Genomic DNA, 14,310 nt, shown 5'->3' on the forward strand with positions numbered 1-14,310 from the left:
GTGCGCGGTCAGCGGGGCGCGTACGCCTTCGGCAGGCGCATGCCGCGGTCGGCCATGAGCTGGCGCGCCCGGTTCGGGTAGTTCGTGATCATGCCGTCGACGCCCATGTCGATGAGGGCGCTCACCGTGTCGAGGTCGTCGCACGTCCAGGGGATGACCTTGAGCCCGCGCTGGTGGGCGGCGGAGATCATCGCGGCATCGGGGTAGAAGCGGAAGCCCGCGTCGCCGATCTTGCCGTTCTGGGGGAAGCCGTAGTTGGGCGAGAGGGCGGTCAGCCCGGGCACGGCGGCCGCGGCGGTGCGCACGAAGTCGCCGCCGAAGTCGTCAGCGTCGACGCCGCCGAGCCAGGGCGAGGCGCCGGGCTTGCCGACCTGGAGGAAGTCGTAGTTGGTCAGTGCGACGAGCGGCCACGTCGGCGCGAGGCGGTGCATCTCGTTGAGTGCGCCCCAGTCGAAGGACTGGATCGTCACCTGGTCCTCGATGCCCGAGGCGTGGATCTCCTCGAACACGCGGCGCACGAAGAGTGCTCGCGGTGCGGTCTGCTCGGGCGCACCCGCCTCGACCTTCGTCTCGATGTTGAGCGTGACCTGCTTGGCGTCGTAGGACTTGACGAGGTTCAGCACGTCCTTGAGCTCGACCATCCGGAAACCGGCGACACGCTCCTGCTCCGGGAAGCCGGGCAGCTGCTGGTAGCCGCAGTCCATCGTCTTGATCTGGGCGAGGGTGAGGTCCTTGATGTACTTCCCGACGTACGGGTACATCGGGTCGTCGGGGGTGACCGGCGCGGTGTCGCGGCACTTCTTGGCGCTGACCTGGCGGTCGTGGTTGACGACGACCTTCTCGTCCTTGGTCACCTGCGTGTCGAGCTCGAGCGTGGTGACGCCGAGGCGCATGGCCTTGCCGAAGCCCTCGAGGGACTCCTCGGTCGTCATGCCGATGCCGCCGCGGTGGGCCTGCAGGTCGAAGTGGGTCTTCTGCGGCAGCACGGGGCCCGGCTGTGTGGCGGTGTCGCCGGCCGCGGCAGGGCCGGCGGCGCCGGCCGCGAGGGGGCCGACCAGGGCCAGGGCGGTCAGGAGGTGGCGGAGATGCATCAGAGGTCCTCTGGGGTGGTGGGGTTCTGGCCTCTCGACGGTAGGGACGGCGCCGTGGCCCGCGGTGCCCATCACGTGGCGGGGCCGTGAACCCTTGCCGAACTCGGACGAACCGGGCACCGCCGAAGGCGCCGAGGGCGTATGCCGCCGCCCTCCCGGGGCGACCGAGGCGCGCCCCGTGGCGAGTGCACCCGGTGTTCACCCGGCGGCGATACGTTCACCGTGGTGCCCGGCGTCGCCCGGGCGTCGACCGTGAGGAGTACGCGTGTTGGACCCTTTGCTGGCCGGAGGCCGCGCCGCCCCGGCCCGGACGCTGGTGGACGTGCTCGCCGAGGTGACTGCCCGGCACCCCGACGCGCCGGCCCTCGACGACACCCGTACGGTCCTCACCTACGCGCAGCTGACCGAGGAGGCCGTGCAGATGGCCACCGAGCTCGCCGCGGCGGGCGTGCGTCGCGGTGACCGGGTCGGGGTGAGGGTGCCCTCCGGTACGACGGACCTCTACGTCGCGGTGCTCGGCGTCCTGCACGCCGGAGCGGCCTACGTGCCGGTCGACGTCGACGACCCGCAGGAGCGCGCCGACCTCGTGTTCTCCGAGGCGGCCGTGGCCGCCGTGGTCGGCGCCCGGCGTCAGATCTCGGTGCCGGGGTCGAAGGGCAGGCGCCCGGTGGCCAGGTTGCCGCTGGCCGAGCGGCCGGCCCAGCCCCCGGGCGCCGGCGCCCCCCGGACGTCGCCCCACACGCCGCGCCTGCCCGACGTCGCCGTCGACGACGACGCCTGGGTCATCTTCACCTCGGGATCGACCGGCGTGCCCAAGGGTGTCGCCGTGTCGCACCGGTCGGCCGCGGCCTTCGTCGACGCGGAGTCGCGGATGTTCTTGCAGGACAACCCGATCGGTCCCGGCGACCGGGTGCTCGCAGGGCTCTCGGTCGCCTTCGACGCCTCCTGCGAGGAGATGTGGCTGGCCTGGGGCCACGGTGCCTGTCTCGTGCCGGCGCCTCGCAGCCTCGTCCGCACGGGCATGGACCTCGGCCCCTGGCTCGTGGCGCAGGACGTGACGGTCGTGTCGACCGTGCCCACCCTGGCGGCCCTGTGGCCCGCGGAGGCCCTCGAACCGGTGCGGCTGCTGATCTTCGGTGGCGAGGCGTGCCCGCCCGACCTCGCCGCCCGGCTCGTGGCCCCCGACCGCGAGGTCTGGAACACCTACGGCCCCACCGAGGCGACGGTCGTCGCGTGCGGGGCCAGGCTCGACGGCAACCTGCCGATCCGCATCGGGTTGCCCCTCGACGGCTGGGACCTCGCCGTCGTCGGCCCGGACGACCAGCCGGTGCCGCCCGGGGAGACCGGGCAGCTGATCATCGGGGGAGTCGGCCTGGCCCGCTACCTCGACCCCGCCAAGGACTCCGAGAAGTACGCGCCGATGCCCACCCTCGGGTGGGAGCGCGCCTACCGCTCGGGCGACCTCGTGGTCAACGACCCCGAGGGGCTGGTGTTCGTCGGGCGTGCCGACGAACAGGTCAAGCTCGGTGGGCGCCGGATCGAGCTCGGGGAGGTCGACGCGGCCCTGCAGGCACTCCCGGGCGTGACCGGAGCCGCCGCGGCCGTCAAGACGACCACCGCCGGCACGCAGGTGCTCGTCGGCTACGTGGTGCCCGACGACCCCGACGGCTTCGACCGCACCGGAGCGCTCGCGAGACTGCACGAGGAGCTGCCGGCCGCCCTCGTCCCGGTGCTCGCCGTGGCCGACTCCCTGCCGACACGCACGTCCGGCAAGGTGGACCGCGCAGCGCTGCCCTGGCCCCTGCCGGGAGCCACCGACGACGAGCCCAGCACCCTGACGGGCACGGCCGCGTGGCTGGCGAGCAGCTGGGCCGCGGTGCTCGGCACCGACGTGCGCTCGGAGGACGCGGACTTCTTCGACCACGGCGGCGGCAGCCTGTCGTCGGCGCAGCTCGTCTCCATCGTCCGCAAGCGCTACCCGACCGTCACCGTGGCCGACATCCACGCCCACCCGCGGCTCGGGGCCCAGGCCGAGCTGCTCGAGACGATGGCGCCGGCGGACGGCTCCAGCGTCGGGCGAACGGTGCGTCGCATCCCGCGCCGCAGCCAGCTCGTGCAGACCCTCGTGTCGGTCGTGCTGCTCACCGTCAAGGGACTGCAGTGGCTCGTGGCGCTGGCGACGCTCACCGAGCTCGCCCGCCTCGCCGACGTCGCCACCTGGTCGGTGCCCGTCTCGTGGTGGGCTCTGGCCGTCGGCTGGCTGGCCTTCATCACCCCGGTCGGGCGAATGGGCCTGTCAGCGCTGGCCGCCCGCGCGCTGCTCGCCGGCGTCAAGCCCGGCACCTACCCTCGCGGTGGGCGGGTGCAGATGCGTCTGTGGGCGGCCGAACGGTTCGCCGACGCGATGGGCGCGATCACCATGGCCGGCGCTCCGTGGATCGTCTACTACGCACGGCTGCTGGGTGCCTCGATCGGCCCGGGGGTCGACCTCCACTCGGTCCCACCCGTCACGGGCATGCTGACCATCGGCGCCGGCGCGAGCATCGAGCCCGAGGTCGACCTGTCCGGCTACTGGGTCGACGGCGACCTCGTGCACGTCGGGCAGGTCCACATCGGTCGCGACGCCGTCGTCGGTGCGCGCAGCACCATCGGTCCCGACGTCCACATCGGGCGCGACTGCGTGGTCGAGGCCGGATCCACCGTGCTGCGGTCGGTGCGCCCGGGCCGTGTCGTCGCCGGCTCGCCGGCGGAGCGCGTCGACCGGCCGAGCCACACGACGTGGCCGGCCGACCGGCCCCCGAACGCTCCTCTGTGGGTCGCCGTCTACGGTCTGTCGGGGGTGGTCCTGTCGATCCTCCCGCTCCTCGCCCTGCTGCCCGGCGTCGTGCTCGTCGGGGGAGCGGTCGCCCGAGCCCGCGGGGGCACCGAGGCTGCTGTCACGGCATACGCGGCCGTGCCGGTCGTGACCGTGCTGGGACTCGTCTCCCTGGCGCTCCTCACCGTCGTCCTCGTGCGGCTGCTCGGGATCGGGCTGCGAGAGGGGTTCTACCCGGTGCGCAGCCGGGTCGGCTGGCAGGTCTGGGCCACCGAGCGCCTCCTCGACCAGGCGCGCACCCTCCTCTTCCCGATCTACGCCAGCCTCGTGACGCCGACCTGGCTGCGCGCGCTCGGCGCCCGTGTCGGACGCGACGTCGAGGCCTCGACCGTGCTGCTGCTGCCCTCGATGACGACCGTCGCCGACGGCGCCTTCCTCGCCGACGACACGTTGGTCGCCGGCTACGAGCTCGCCCACGGGTGGGTGCACATCGCCCCGGCCAAGATCGGCAGACGCGCCTTCCTCGGCAACAGCGGGATGGCCGCCCCCGGCCGACGTGTGCCGAAGCACGGGCTCGTCGCCGTGTTGTCCGCCGCCCCACAGAAGTCCAAGGCCGGCTCGAGCTGGCTCGGCAGCCCGCCCGTGCGCCTGCGACGTCCACCGCAGGGCTCGGACGACGAGCGCACGTTCGCTCCTCCCTTGCGGCTCAAGGTCGTTCGCGGGCTGGTGGAGCTCTGTCGCATCGTCCCCGTCATGGTGACCGTCGCCATCGCCCTGAGCGTGCTCGTCGCTCTCGAGTGGCTGACCTCGACGGTCGGACCGGCCGGCGCCGCCGCCCTAGGCGGGGTCGTGCTCGCCGGCGCCGGCGCCGTCGCAGCGGCGGTCACGACCCTGGCCAAGTGGGCCGTCGTGGGCCGCATCGGCGCGGTCGAGCACCCGCTGTGGAGCCCGTTCGTGTGGCGCAACGAGGTCGTCGACACCTTCGTCGAGATGGTGGCCGGACCGTGGTTCGCCTGGACCGCGACCGGCACCCCGGCCATCAACGTGTGGCTGCGCACCCTCGGGGCCAGGATCGGGCACGGCGTCTGGTGCGAGACGTACTGGCTGCCCGAGGCCGACCTCGTCACCCTCGGCGACGGGGTCACGGTCAACCGGGGCTGCGTCCTCCAGACCCACCTGTTCCATGATCGAATCATGAGCATGGACACGGTCACGCTCGAGGACGGCGCCACGCTCGGCCCCAACGGGGTCATCCTCCCCGCCGCGACGATCGGCAGCGCTGCCACCGTGGGGCCCGGCTCCCTCGTGCTGCGGGGTGAGGCCGTGCCCGGCGGCACACGCTGGACGGGCAACCCGATCGCGCCGTGGGCCCGCGCGGTCGACGCGCGGGAGCAGCCGGCCGGCGCCGGGGAGCTCGCCTGATGGGTGGTGGCGTCACCCACGAGGCACCGACGCTCGCCGACCCGTACACCCCCGACCGTGGGGACCCGGCATACGCCGTCACCCACTACGACCTCGAGCTCGACTACAAGGTGTCCAGCAACCGCCTCTCCGGGCGCGCTGTCCTCGACGTCCGCGTCGCCCAGGACTCGCGCCGGCTGGTCGTCGACCTCGTGGGCCTGCGAGTCAGCAAGGTCTCGGTCGGCGGCGCCGCAGCGAAGTGGGTCCACCGCGGGAGCCGCGTCGTCGTCACGCCCGCCAGGCCCCTGACGCGCGGTGAACGCACGCAGGTCGCGATCACGTATGCCGGCACGCCCGGCCCCGTGTCGACCCGCTGGGGCGACGTCGGCTGGGAGGAGCTCAGCGACGGTGCGCTCGTGGCCGCGCAGCCGAACGGCGCGCCGACGTGGTTCCCGTGCAACGACCACCCGCGCCACAAGGCGACGTACCGCCTGTCGTTCGAGTGCGACTCGCCCTTCGAGGTCGTCGCGACCGGCGCGCTCGTCTCGAGTCGTGCGCGCGGAAGCCGCACCCGACGGATCTTCGTGCAGGACGTGCCGATGGCCACCTACCTGGCCACCGTGCACGTCGGCCGCTACGTGAACCGCGACCTCGGCCCCGCCGCGGTGCCGGTCACCGTCGCGCTGCCCGCGGTCCGTGAGCGAGCGGTCCTGCACGACCTCGCGCGGCTGCCGGAGATGACCTTCCACTTCGGCGAGCTCTTCGGTGACTACCCGTTCGACGACTACACCGTCGTCGTCACCGCGGACGACCTCGAGATCCCCCTCGAGGCGCACGCGCTGGCGACCTTCGGCCCGAACTGGCTCGACGGCAACCGCCGCCACGAGCGGCTCGTCGCGCACGAGCTCGCCCACCAGTGGTTCGGCAACAGCCTCACGACGGCGACGTGGGCCGACATCTGGCTCAACGAGGGGTTCGCCTGCTACGCCGAGTGGCTCTGGGCCGAGCACGCCGACGGTGTTCCCGCCCACGTCAACGCCACGACCTACTGGGCGCGCCTCTCCCGACTGCCGCAGGACCTCGTGCTGGCAGACCCCGGCCCCGACCTGATGTTCGACGACCGGGTCTACAAGCGCGGCGCCCTGACCCTGCACGCCCTGCGGCAGCGCCTCGGCGACGACGCCTTCTTCGACATGGTCCGTGACTGGGTGGCACTGCACCGCCACGGCTCCGTGAGCACCGAGGCGTTCGTCGAGCACGCGACGGGGCACGCCGCGCGGGCGGCCGGCGAGGAGGCACGCGACGACGTGCGGCGCCTGCTCGACGAGTGGCTCTGGACCCAGCCCCTGCCCGCGCTGGCGGCGCGCGCCTGAGCCGCACGGCGGAGTGCCGGCGGAAGGGTCAGTGCCGGCGGACGACGACGGGTGCACCCTCGCCGACGACGGCTACCGCGACGGCGTGGTCGACCGGCTCCAGTCCGCCCTCGACGTCGAGAACCGTGACGGGCGCCAGCCCCGGGACGACCTCGGCAGCCCGGCCGAAGGCGGGCGTGCGGATGCGTGCCGGGTCGACGCGCAGCCCCACCCCGAGAGCCTTGAGCGCCGCCTCCTTGCGCACCCAGGCCGTGACGCCGTCCTCCGGGGCCGCCCGCGCCGGGGTCCGCTCCTCCGGGTGGAGCGCGACCTCGTCGAAGCCCTCGAACGAGGTGGCGTCTCGTCGCTCGACGTCGACGCCCACCGGCCCCGAACGCGAGACGGCGAGGGCGACGAGGGTCGGGGTGCGGCTCAGCGAGAGATGCAGCGCCGGCCGGTCGAGCAGCCGCGGCCGCCCGTGCGGTGCCCCACAGGTCTCGCAGGTGCGGTCGAACCGCAGCGACGCAGGGTCGCGCGCCACGAGCCGTCCGATCTCGTTGCGCGCCAGGATGTGTGCTGCCGCATACGACCGTGCGCTGTCGGGGTGCGTGAAGCGTCGCCACCGCTCCCGCTCGACGGCGTCGAGCAGCTCCGTTCCGGAGTGCACGAGGGCCACGGTGTCGGTCGGCTCACGGAGCCACAGGTCGACGACTGCGTCAGAGGTGCGATGGCCCACGGGGGTCCGCCACGTCGGCCGTCCCGGTCCCGGCGAGGTCGACGTCGAGGTCGCCGTCACGCGCGGCGAAGGCGAGCCGGTCTCGGGCAGCATGCTCGACGAGCACCGGCACGAAGTCGCGCACCGGCCCGGTCAGCCGGGAGTGCGAGAGGCGGACGGCCGCCTCCACCACCTCGGAGTCCAGGTCGGGAAAGCGTTCCTGCAGGCGCGCCTGCACGTCGGCCAGCGCCCTCAGCTCGTCCGTGCGGTCCACGGTCCAAGGATGAGGTCGGCTCCCGGCGCGCGCAAGCCTCCGTCCACGGTTGCCGGGCTAGGTTGGGCGCATGCGTCGCACCACAGCCCGCCATCACCGGGAGCCCCGGTCGAGCCGCGGGGAGAACCGCCTCCCGCCCGCCGTCGCGGTCGTCGCGGCGGCCGTCGCGTACGCCGCCCTGCCGGAGTCGCTGCTCGTGGGGCCTCGTCTGGCGATCCCGGTCGTCGAGATCGCCCTCCTGGCAGCGTTGCTCGTCACCAACCCGCGACGCCTCGTGCGGCAGACACGGTGGTCGCGAGCGATCTCCATCAGCCTGGCCTGCCTCGTGATCGCGACCAACCTCGTGGCACTCGGCATGCTCGTGGCGTCGCTCGGCTCGTCGGACACCGGGGGCGTGCCGCTGCTCGTGGCCGGCATGCAGGTGTGGCTGACCAACGTCATCGGCTTCGGGCTGCTGTTCTGGGAGGTCGACCGCGGCGGGCCGGTGGCCCGCCAGACGGTGACACGTGACCGGCTGCCACCGGCAGACTGGCGCTTCTCGCAGGACGAGAACCAGGACGCCGTGCAGGAGGTGGCCGCCGGGTCGAGCATCCGCACCAACTGGCGTCCGCACTTCGTCGACTACCTCTACGTCTCGCTCACGAACTCGAGTGCGTTCAGCCCGACCGACACGATGCCGTTGTCGCCACGGGCCAAGTGCCTCATGGGCCTCGAGGCGACGGCCGCTCTGCTCACCTCACTGCTCGTCGTGGCGAGGGCGATCGGGGCTCTCGGCTCGGGCGGCGGCTGACCCGGAGCGGGCCGGCTCAGCCCCGTCGTCCGCGGACGTACTCCTCGAGGCTGCCCTCGCCGTGCCCGTCCACCACGAGGGCCCACACGAGGACCGTCGCCGCGAACGCGCCCACGGGCACCTGGGAGGCCACGTCGTCGCGTACGGCAGAGAAGCCCGCAGCGTCGGCGGGGCGCCGGAAACGCAGGCGCGGGGAGTCGAGGACCACCGCTCGGGCAGCGCTCGGCACGTCATCGACGGTGGCCGGGCGCGCCCGGGCAGCCCTGCGGCGCAAGCTGACTGATCGCCAACGGATGGCCCCGCCGACGCAGACGCCCACGGCGGCCGCGGCGAGGACGACGGCGACGCCCATGGCCACGTCGTTCTGGCGAAGCGCCCACTGCCGCCCGACGAGCGCCGCCAGCGCGGCGAGCGCGAGGGCGACGGCGAAGGGCCACGCGATGCGCCACCAGACGGCGTCGCGCTCGAGGCGATGCTGCTCGTAGAACCGCGAGGCCCACTCGCGGACCGCGAACACCGGGAAGTTGTTCGGGGGCAGGCGATCTCGGCCCGTGGGCGGCTGCTCCGCCCGCCCCGTCCGCACCTTGCGCGGCTCCCGGTGTTCTCCCCTCATGGCGCCCCCCGTCCCTTTTGCCCAGTTCGTCCTCAGGGTAACCAGCGTGGTCGACCGTTTCCGGGACGCCCACGCCCTCGGACGCGGATGCGTTGGAGAAGGGTCGGCAGCGGGTCCCGGCCGGGTACGGTGCAAGAGCCAACGAGATCGCAGGAGGACCCCATGAGCCTCGACCGTCCGGTCGCCCCGAACCCCTACGAGCTGCTGCCCCAGGTGGCCTCCTTCACCGTGACGAGCGACGACGTCACCGACGGGGCGCCCCTCAAGGACGACCAGGTGGCGGCCGAGGGCAACACCTCGCCGCAGCTGTCGTGGAGCGGCGCCCCCGAGGGCACCCAGAGCTACGTCGTGACGTGCTTCGACCCCGACGCGCCGACCCCGTCGGGGTTCTGGCACTGGGTTCTCGTCGACCTCCCGGCCGACGTGACGTCACTCGATGTCGGGGCAGCCGCAGGGGCCCTGCCCGGCAAGGCCTTCCACGTGCGCAACGACGCCGGTCAAGCGGGCTTCATGGGAGCGGCGCCGCCGGAGGGCGACATGCCGCACCGCTACTTCTTCGTCGTGCACGCCGTCTCTGAGCCGTCACTGGGCGTCGACGAATCCGCGTCACCGGCGGTCGTGTCGTTCAACCTCGCCTTCAAGACGCTTGGCAGGGCCGTGCTGCACGGCACCTACCAGCACTGACGACCTGGCCGTCAGGCGAAGGTGAACCGTCCGCTCGCCGGCGACCACCCGTCGGGCGGGTCCTCGCCGACGACGCCGTCGACGGCCTCCCGCAGGATGTCGGCGTGGCCCGCGTGGCGGCCGTACTCCTCGACGAGGTCGAGGAGCAGGCGGCGCAGGCTCGCGTGGCGCCCGTCGGGCGTCGCCGCGTGCACGGGCTGCCCGAGGCCGCCGGCCGCGAGCACGGCGCCGACCCGCTGCCGGGAGCGCTCCACCGCGCCGTCGTAGAGCTCGTAGAGCTGCTCCGGGGCGTCGTCAGCGGCCGACTCGAACTCCCACTCGTCACTGCTGCCGACTCCCGATCCGTCCCACGCGTCGCCGAGCGGCTCGCCGTGCAGCTTGTGCGTCGAGTAGAAGTCCTCGATGAGGGCGAGGTGCTTGAGCAGCCCCCCGATCGTCAGCGAGGAGGACGGGATCTGGTGCCGGAGACCGGCGCCGTCGAGGCCGTCGGCCTTGAACCGGAAGCTGGCGCGCAGCCGCTCGAGGGCACCGAGCAGGTGCTCCTGCTCCGACCCGTCGAGCGGGGGCTCCCACGGAGGGTCGGTCCTGGTCGTTGTCATGCACGACACCGTAGGAGGCGTTGCGGACGGTCGACGTCCGCAACGCCTCCTCCCCCTCAGCGCCCGAGAAGCCTGTGCGGGCAGTGGTCCTCGCGAGCCGCGGACGGCCGAGTGCCTCAGGCGCTGAGCAGCTCTGCAGACCCGAGGTGCTCGCGCAGCTCCGCGAGGATGCGGCGGAGCAGCCGGCTGACCTGCATCGCGCTCAGGCCCATCACCTCGGCGATCTCGGCCTGCGTCATGTCGTGGGCGAAGCGCAGCTCGATGATCCGCTGCTCGCGCGCGGGCAGCCGCATGAGGGCGGTGCGCACGACGATGCCGTCGTCGCGGGCCGGGTCGGAGTCGTGGTCGGCGCGGGCGTCGACGAGGTCGAGCACGGGCCGGCCGCCCTCGGTCGTCGTGGCGTCGAGCGAGGCGGGCCGCAGGTTCGTCGAGGCGACCTGCGCCTCCTTGACCTCGTCGAGGGTGAGGCGCAGGGCCTCGGCGATGTCGGCGCTGTCGGGTTCGTGGCCGAGCTGCTGCTCGAGGCGGTTGCGGGCTTCGGCCACCACCTGTCGGCGCTCCTGCAGACCGCGGGGCGGCCGGACGAGCCACCCGTGGTCACGGAAGTGACGGCGCAGCTCGCCGGTGATCGTGGGCGTCGCGTAGGCGCCGAACTCGGTCGCCTGGTCGAGGTCGAACCGCTGAATGGCCTTGAGCAGGGCCAGGAAGGCGACCTGCTCGAGGTCGTCGCGGTCGAGGCCCTTGCCGGAGTAGCGGTGGGCGAGCGAGCGTGCGAGCGGCATGTGCAGGCGGGTCACGGCCTCGAGCGCCTGCGAGCGCTCGGCCTCCGTCGAAGAGGTGCGGACCGCGGCGATCAGCTCACGAGTACGGGCGTCCTTGCGAGGACCGTACGACGGGTCAGTCATGACAGCTCCATCCAGAGTGGGCGGCGGCGCTTTCTTGACCGACACCGAAACCCTAGACAAAGATTGAACCTTGCACAAGGGCTCGACAGAAAATTCATCTTTGTCCAAGGTCTCGGCCGCCGCGAGCCGACGTGTGCCGTCCGGGGCGGGGGCTAGCCTGCAGGGATGACCGAGAGCGAGCACCGCGCCCACAGGCGGCCCGCCTTCTTCAGCGAGTCCGCGCTCGAGGCGCACGGACCCGCGTACGACCCGACCGAGCAGATCCACGTCGCTCACGAGACGGCGCTCGCGCTCGTCCACGCCGGTCGCGCAGCAGCCGACCCCGCGGTCACGCAGAAGCTGGTCGCCCTGGTCGACGACATCGGCCTGTCCACCCTGGCCGAGCTGTGGTCCCAGCGCCCGGCCCGTTCCCTGCCCGGGGCCCTCTGGCGGCTCTACGTCCTTCGCGAGTGGGTGCAGCGCGCGCCGGAGGAGGCCAGCCGTGAGTATGCCGCCGGCATCCGTTTCACCGGGCCCAACCACGCCGTCGCCGGGGCTGCGGAGCCGCCGGGCCCCGAGGAGATGGGGCGGGTCATCGACGAGGTGATGCGCGGCGTCTTCGAGGGTGACCTCGCCGTGGCGCTCGAGCGCGCAGCCGCCTTCTGCCGCGTCGTGTCCGCCGGGCGCGCCGACACCTCGTCGGGCGACGACACCGCCGAGCAGGCGGCCAACGTCCTCGTCATGGCCGAGGACCTCACCGTGTGCGCCCGTCTCTGGCGCGACGACTCGTTGGACTGAGGCGGACTGACGCCCCAGTCTCCGGCGCTCGCACTCTTGCTTTCCCGCGTCTTTGGTGATCCGTTCGGGCCGATCTATCCTTGACGCGCGTCGGGTCGCGGTAGCCCCGGGTCCCAAATTCAGCCGCTACGAGCGGCCCAGTGCCGAGAGGCGCTCCCGGCCCGACGCAACCACTTCCTCGCCCCACCCCGGGTCGCTGCACCCCGCTGGCGCCGGTCTGCTGCAGGCCTGGCAGGCCGTGTTCACCTCTGTCGAGGGGCAGGTCATCTTGTGCCGTCCTTCGCCACACGTTCCCGGCGCAGGTGCCTACAGTTGTCCCATGACGCCCGAGGAGGAACGCTCCACAGACCTGCTCGATGTCGCTCTGGCCGACGAGATCGAGCTCGTGAGCGACCTGGTGGTCGCTGCGTCATCCAGCCCGCGCCACTTCACCCCCGACGAGGTCGACGAGCTGCTCGGCATCAGGGGCGAGGCTGCCGGCCCGAGCCCCTCGGGCACCACGCCCGCCTGAGCGCCCTGCTGGTCCTTCTCCGGTCGTCCACCCAACTCGGGGCAAACGCCCGATGACCGCCGGATTGCGTCCGGGTCACGACTACGCCGTAGCATCGTCCCCGGACCAGCCACCGATCGACCGGAGCAACCTCGTGGGTTTTCGCCTCACACCCCAGGACACGAGCTTTTTCACCCTCTTCACCTCCTCCGCCGAGCTCCTCGTCGAGGCGACCCGGGAACTGACCCGCTTCCTCGAGGTCGAGCCCTCGAAGCGGCAGGCGGTCGCCGACCGGCTCAAGGAGCTCGAGCACGCCGCCGACGACGCGACGCACGAGCTCATCAACAAGGTGAACAGCTCGTTCATCACGCCGTTCGACCGCGAGGACATCCACAACCTCGCAGCCTCCCTCGACGACTGCATGGACCTGATCGAGGAGACCGCCGACCTCATCGTGCTCTACCGCCTCGGTGACATCCCCGAGGGCCTGGCCGACCAGTTCGAGATCCTGGCCCGCATGGCCGAGGTCACGGCCGAGGCCATGCCGCGCCTGCGTTCGCTCAAGGACCTCAAGAGCTACTGGATCGAGATCAACCGTCTCGAGAACCAGGCCGACGCCCTGCACCGCAAGCTCGTCGCCGCGCTCTTCAACAACACCCACGACGCCGTCGAGGTGATCAAGGTCAAGGCGATCGTCGACGGGTTCGAGGACGCCGCCGACGCGTTCGAGAAGGTGGCCCACGTCGTCGAGGGCATCGCGGTCAAGGAGTCCTGACCCACTGATGGACACGACCATCCCCGTCCTCGGGGTCGGTGCGGTCATCGCACTGGCCATGGGCTTCAACTACACCAACGGCTTCCACGACGCGGCCAACGCGATCGCGACCTCGGTCTCGACCCGTGCGCTGACGCCCCGCGTCGCCCTGGCGATGGCGGCCATCGCGAACCTCTTCGGCGCCTTCTTCGGCACCAAGGTGGCCAAGACGATCGGCTCGGGCATCATCGAGCAGCCGCAGGGCGTCGACGGCCTGTGGCTCGTCGCGGCGGCCCTCGTCGGGGCCATCGGCTGGAACCTGCTCACGTGGTGGTTCGGTCTGCCGTCGAGCTCGTCGCACGCCCTCATCGGCGGCCTCGGTGGTGCCGCGCTCGTGGCCGGCGTCAACGTGCAGTGGACCGTCATCTGGGAGAAGGTCATCATCCCGATGATCGCCTCGCCGATCATCGGCCTGGCGCTCGGCTACCTCGTCATGACAGCCATCCTGTGGATGTTCCGCAACGCCAACCCCGGACGCGTCTCACGCGGCTTCCGCACCGCGCAGACGGCATCCGCTGCGGCCATGGCCTTCGGCCACGGCCTCCAGGACGCCGCCAAGACGGCCGGTGTCGTCGTGCTCGCCCTCAACATCTCCGGGCACCACGGCGACGACAGCATCCCGCTGTGGGTGCTCGTCCTGTCGGCGGTCGTCATCTCGCTGGGCACGTATGCCGGTGGGTGGCGCATCATGCGCACGCTGGGCCGCCGCATCATCCACATGACGCCTCCGCAGGGCTTCGCGGCCGAGACCACCGCGGCCGCGATCCTCTACGTCGCGGGCCTCGCCTTCGGCGCCCCCATCTCCACGACCCACACCATCACGTCGTCGATCATGGGCGTCGGCGCCACGAAGCGCTTCTCGGCCGTGCGCTGGGGGGTGGCCAGCAACATCGTCGGCGCGTGGGTGCTCACCTTCCCGGGCGCCGGCCTCGTGGCCGTCGTCGCCTGGTACGTCACCGCGGTCTTCCGCTGACCATCCGCAGCATCGAA

14 protein-coding genes are annotated in these 14,310 nt (G+C 72.4%); 8 read left to right on the plus strand and 6 right to left on the minus strand.

All coding sequences use genetic code 11. The features are described from left to right. Positions 1–8 precede the first annotated feature (8 nt). Positions 9–1,091 (minus strand): glycerophosphodiester phosphodiesterase family protein, encoded by a 1,083-nt coding sequence (locus ACFQ2V_RS08775; RefSeq protein ID WP_386052287.1) that lies wholly within the window; start codon positions 1,089–1,091, stop codon positions 9–11. A 265-nt stretch (positions 1,092–1,356) separates the two neighbouring features. On the opposite strand from ACFQ2V_RS08775, the gene ACFQ2V_RS08780 reads away from it, so the two are divergent. Together ACFQ2V_RS08780 and ACFQ2V_RS08785 are read left to right on the plus strand one after the other, a co-directional pair. Then, on the plus strand, positions 1,357–5,328 hold the full coding sequence (locus ACFQ2V_RS08780) for a Pls/PosA family non-ribosomal peptide synthetase (protein ID WP_386052288.1): 3,972 nt from the start codon (positions 1,357–1,359) through the stop codon (positions 5,326–5,328). Beyond that, positions 5,328–6,680 (plus strand): M1 family metallopeptidase, encoded by a 1,353-nt coding sequence (locus tag ACFQ2V_RS08785; RefSeq protein ID WP_386052289.1) that lies wholly within the window; start codon positions 5,328–5,330, stop codon positions 6,678–6,680. Before ACFQ2V_RS08780 ends, ACFQ2V_RS08785 begins: the two co-directional genes overlap by 1 nt. 28 nt (positions 6,681–6,708) lie before the next feature. Here the strand turns inward: ACFQ2V_RS08785 and ACFQ2V_RS08790 are convergent, their stop codons facing one another. Continuing rightward, positions 6,709–7,395: a 4'-phosphopantetheinyl transferase family protein gene (locus ACFQ2V_RS08790; RefSeq protein WP_386052290.1), complete on the minus strand. Its 687-nt coding sequence runs from the start codon at positions 7,393–7,395 to the stop codon at positions 6,709–6,711. Next, a complete protein-coding gene (locus ACFQ2V_RS08795; RefSeq protein WP_386052291.1) occupies positions 7,376–7,648 on the minus strand; it encodes a three-helix bundle dimerization domain-containing protein in 273 nt (90 codons plus the stop codon). Before ACFQ2V_RS08795 ends, ACFQ2V_RS08790 begins: the two co-directional genes overlap by 20 nt. 70 nt (positions 7,649–7,718) lie before the next feature. Between ACFQ2V_RS08795 and ACFQ2V_RS08800 the strand changes: the two genes are divergently transcribed. Beyond that, positions 7,719–8,438 (plus strand): hypothetical protein, encoded by a 720-nt coding sequence (locus ACFQ2V_RS08800; protein WP_386052292.1) that lies wholly within the window; start codon positions 7,719–7,721, stop codon positions 8,436–8,438. Between the two features lie 16 nt (positions 8,439–8,454). Here ACFQ2V_RS08800 and ACFQ2V_RS08805 read toward each other — a convergent pair whose 3' ends face one another. Continuing rightward, positions 8,455–9,051, minus strand: coding sequence for a hypothetical protein (locus ACFQ2V_RS08805; protein WP_386052293.1), 597 nt, complete (start codon positions 9,049–9,051; stop codon positions 8,455–8,457). Between the two features lie 162 nt (positions 9,052–9,213). Here ACFQ2V_RS08805 and ACFQ2V_RS08810 point away from each other — a divergent pair, with 162 nt between their 5' ends. Then, a complete protein-coding gene (locus ACFQ2V_RS08810) occupies positions 9,214–9,735 on the plus strand; it encodes a YbhB/YbcL family Raf kinase inhibitor-like protein (protein WP_386052294.1) in 522 nt (173 codons plus the stop codon). 11 nt (positions 9,736–9,746) lie between these two features. On the opposite strand, the gene ACFQ2V_RS08815 is transcribed toward ACFQ2V_RS08810, so the two are convergent. Continuing rightward, the gene (locus tag ACFQ2V_RS08815; RefSeq protein ID WP_386052295.1) at positions 9,747–10,334 is read right to left on the minus strand and encodes a mycothiol transferase; all 588 of its coding nucleotides are present in this window, start codon (positions 10,332–10,334) and stop codon (positions 9,747–9,749) included. A 116-nt stretch (positions 10,335–10,450) separates the two neighbouring features. Beyond that, complete coding sequence (locus ACFQ2V_RS08820; protein WP_386052296.1) at positions 10,451–11,239, minus strand: sigma-70 family RNA polymerase sigma factor; 789 nt, start codon at positions 11,237–11,239, stop codon at positions 10,451–10,453. A 165-nt stretch (positions 11,240–11,404) separates the two neighbouring features. Between ACFQ2V_RS08820 and ACFQ2V_RS08825 the strand changes: the two genes are divergently transcribed. The 4 genes from ACFQ2V_RS08825 to ACFQ2V_RS08840 all read left to right on the plus strand — a co-directional run bounded on the left by ACFQ2V_RS08825 (position 11,405) and on the right by ACFQ2V_RS08840 (position 14,293). Then, complete coding sequence (locus ACFQ2V_RS08825; protein ID WP_386052297.1) at positions 11,405–12,016, plus strand: hypothetical protein; 612 nt, start codon at positions 11,405–11,407, stop codon at positions 12,014–12,016. Between the two features lie 319 nt (positions 12,017–12,335). After that, positions 12,336–12,527 carry a hypothetical protein gene (locus ACFQ2V_RS08830; protein ID WP_386052298.1) on the plus strand — a complete coding sequence of 64 codons (192 nt, stop codon included), beginning with the start codon at positions 12,336–12,338 and terminating at the stop codon, positions 12,525–12,527. Between the two features lie 133 nt (positions 12,528–12,660). Then, positions 12,661–13,281 carry a DUF47 domain-containing protein gene (locus tag ACFQ2V_RS08835; protein WP_386052299.1) on the plus strand — a complete coding sequence of 207 codons (621 nt, stop codon included), beginning with the start codon at positions 12,661–12,663 and terminating at the stop codon, positions 13,279–13,281. A 7-nt stretch (positions 13,282–13,288) separates the two neighbouring features. Beyond that, entirely contained in the window at positions 13,289–14,293 is a 1,005-nt protein-coding gene (locus ACFQ2V_RS08840; protein ID WP_386052300.1) for an inorganic phosphate transporter, read from the plus strand. Positions 14,294–14,310: the final 17 nt, after the last annotated feature.

The sequence above is a fragment of the Terrabacter terrigena genome (assembly GCF_042676085.1).
GTDB classification, from domain to species: Bacteria; Actinomycetota; Actinomycetes; order Actinomycetales; family Dermatophilaceae; genus Terrabacter; species Terrabacter terrigena.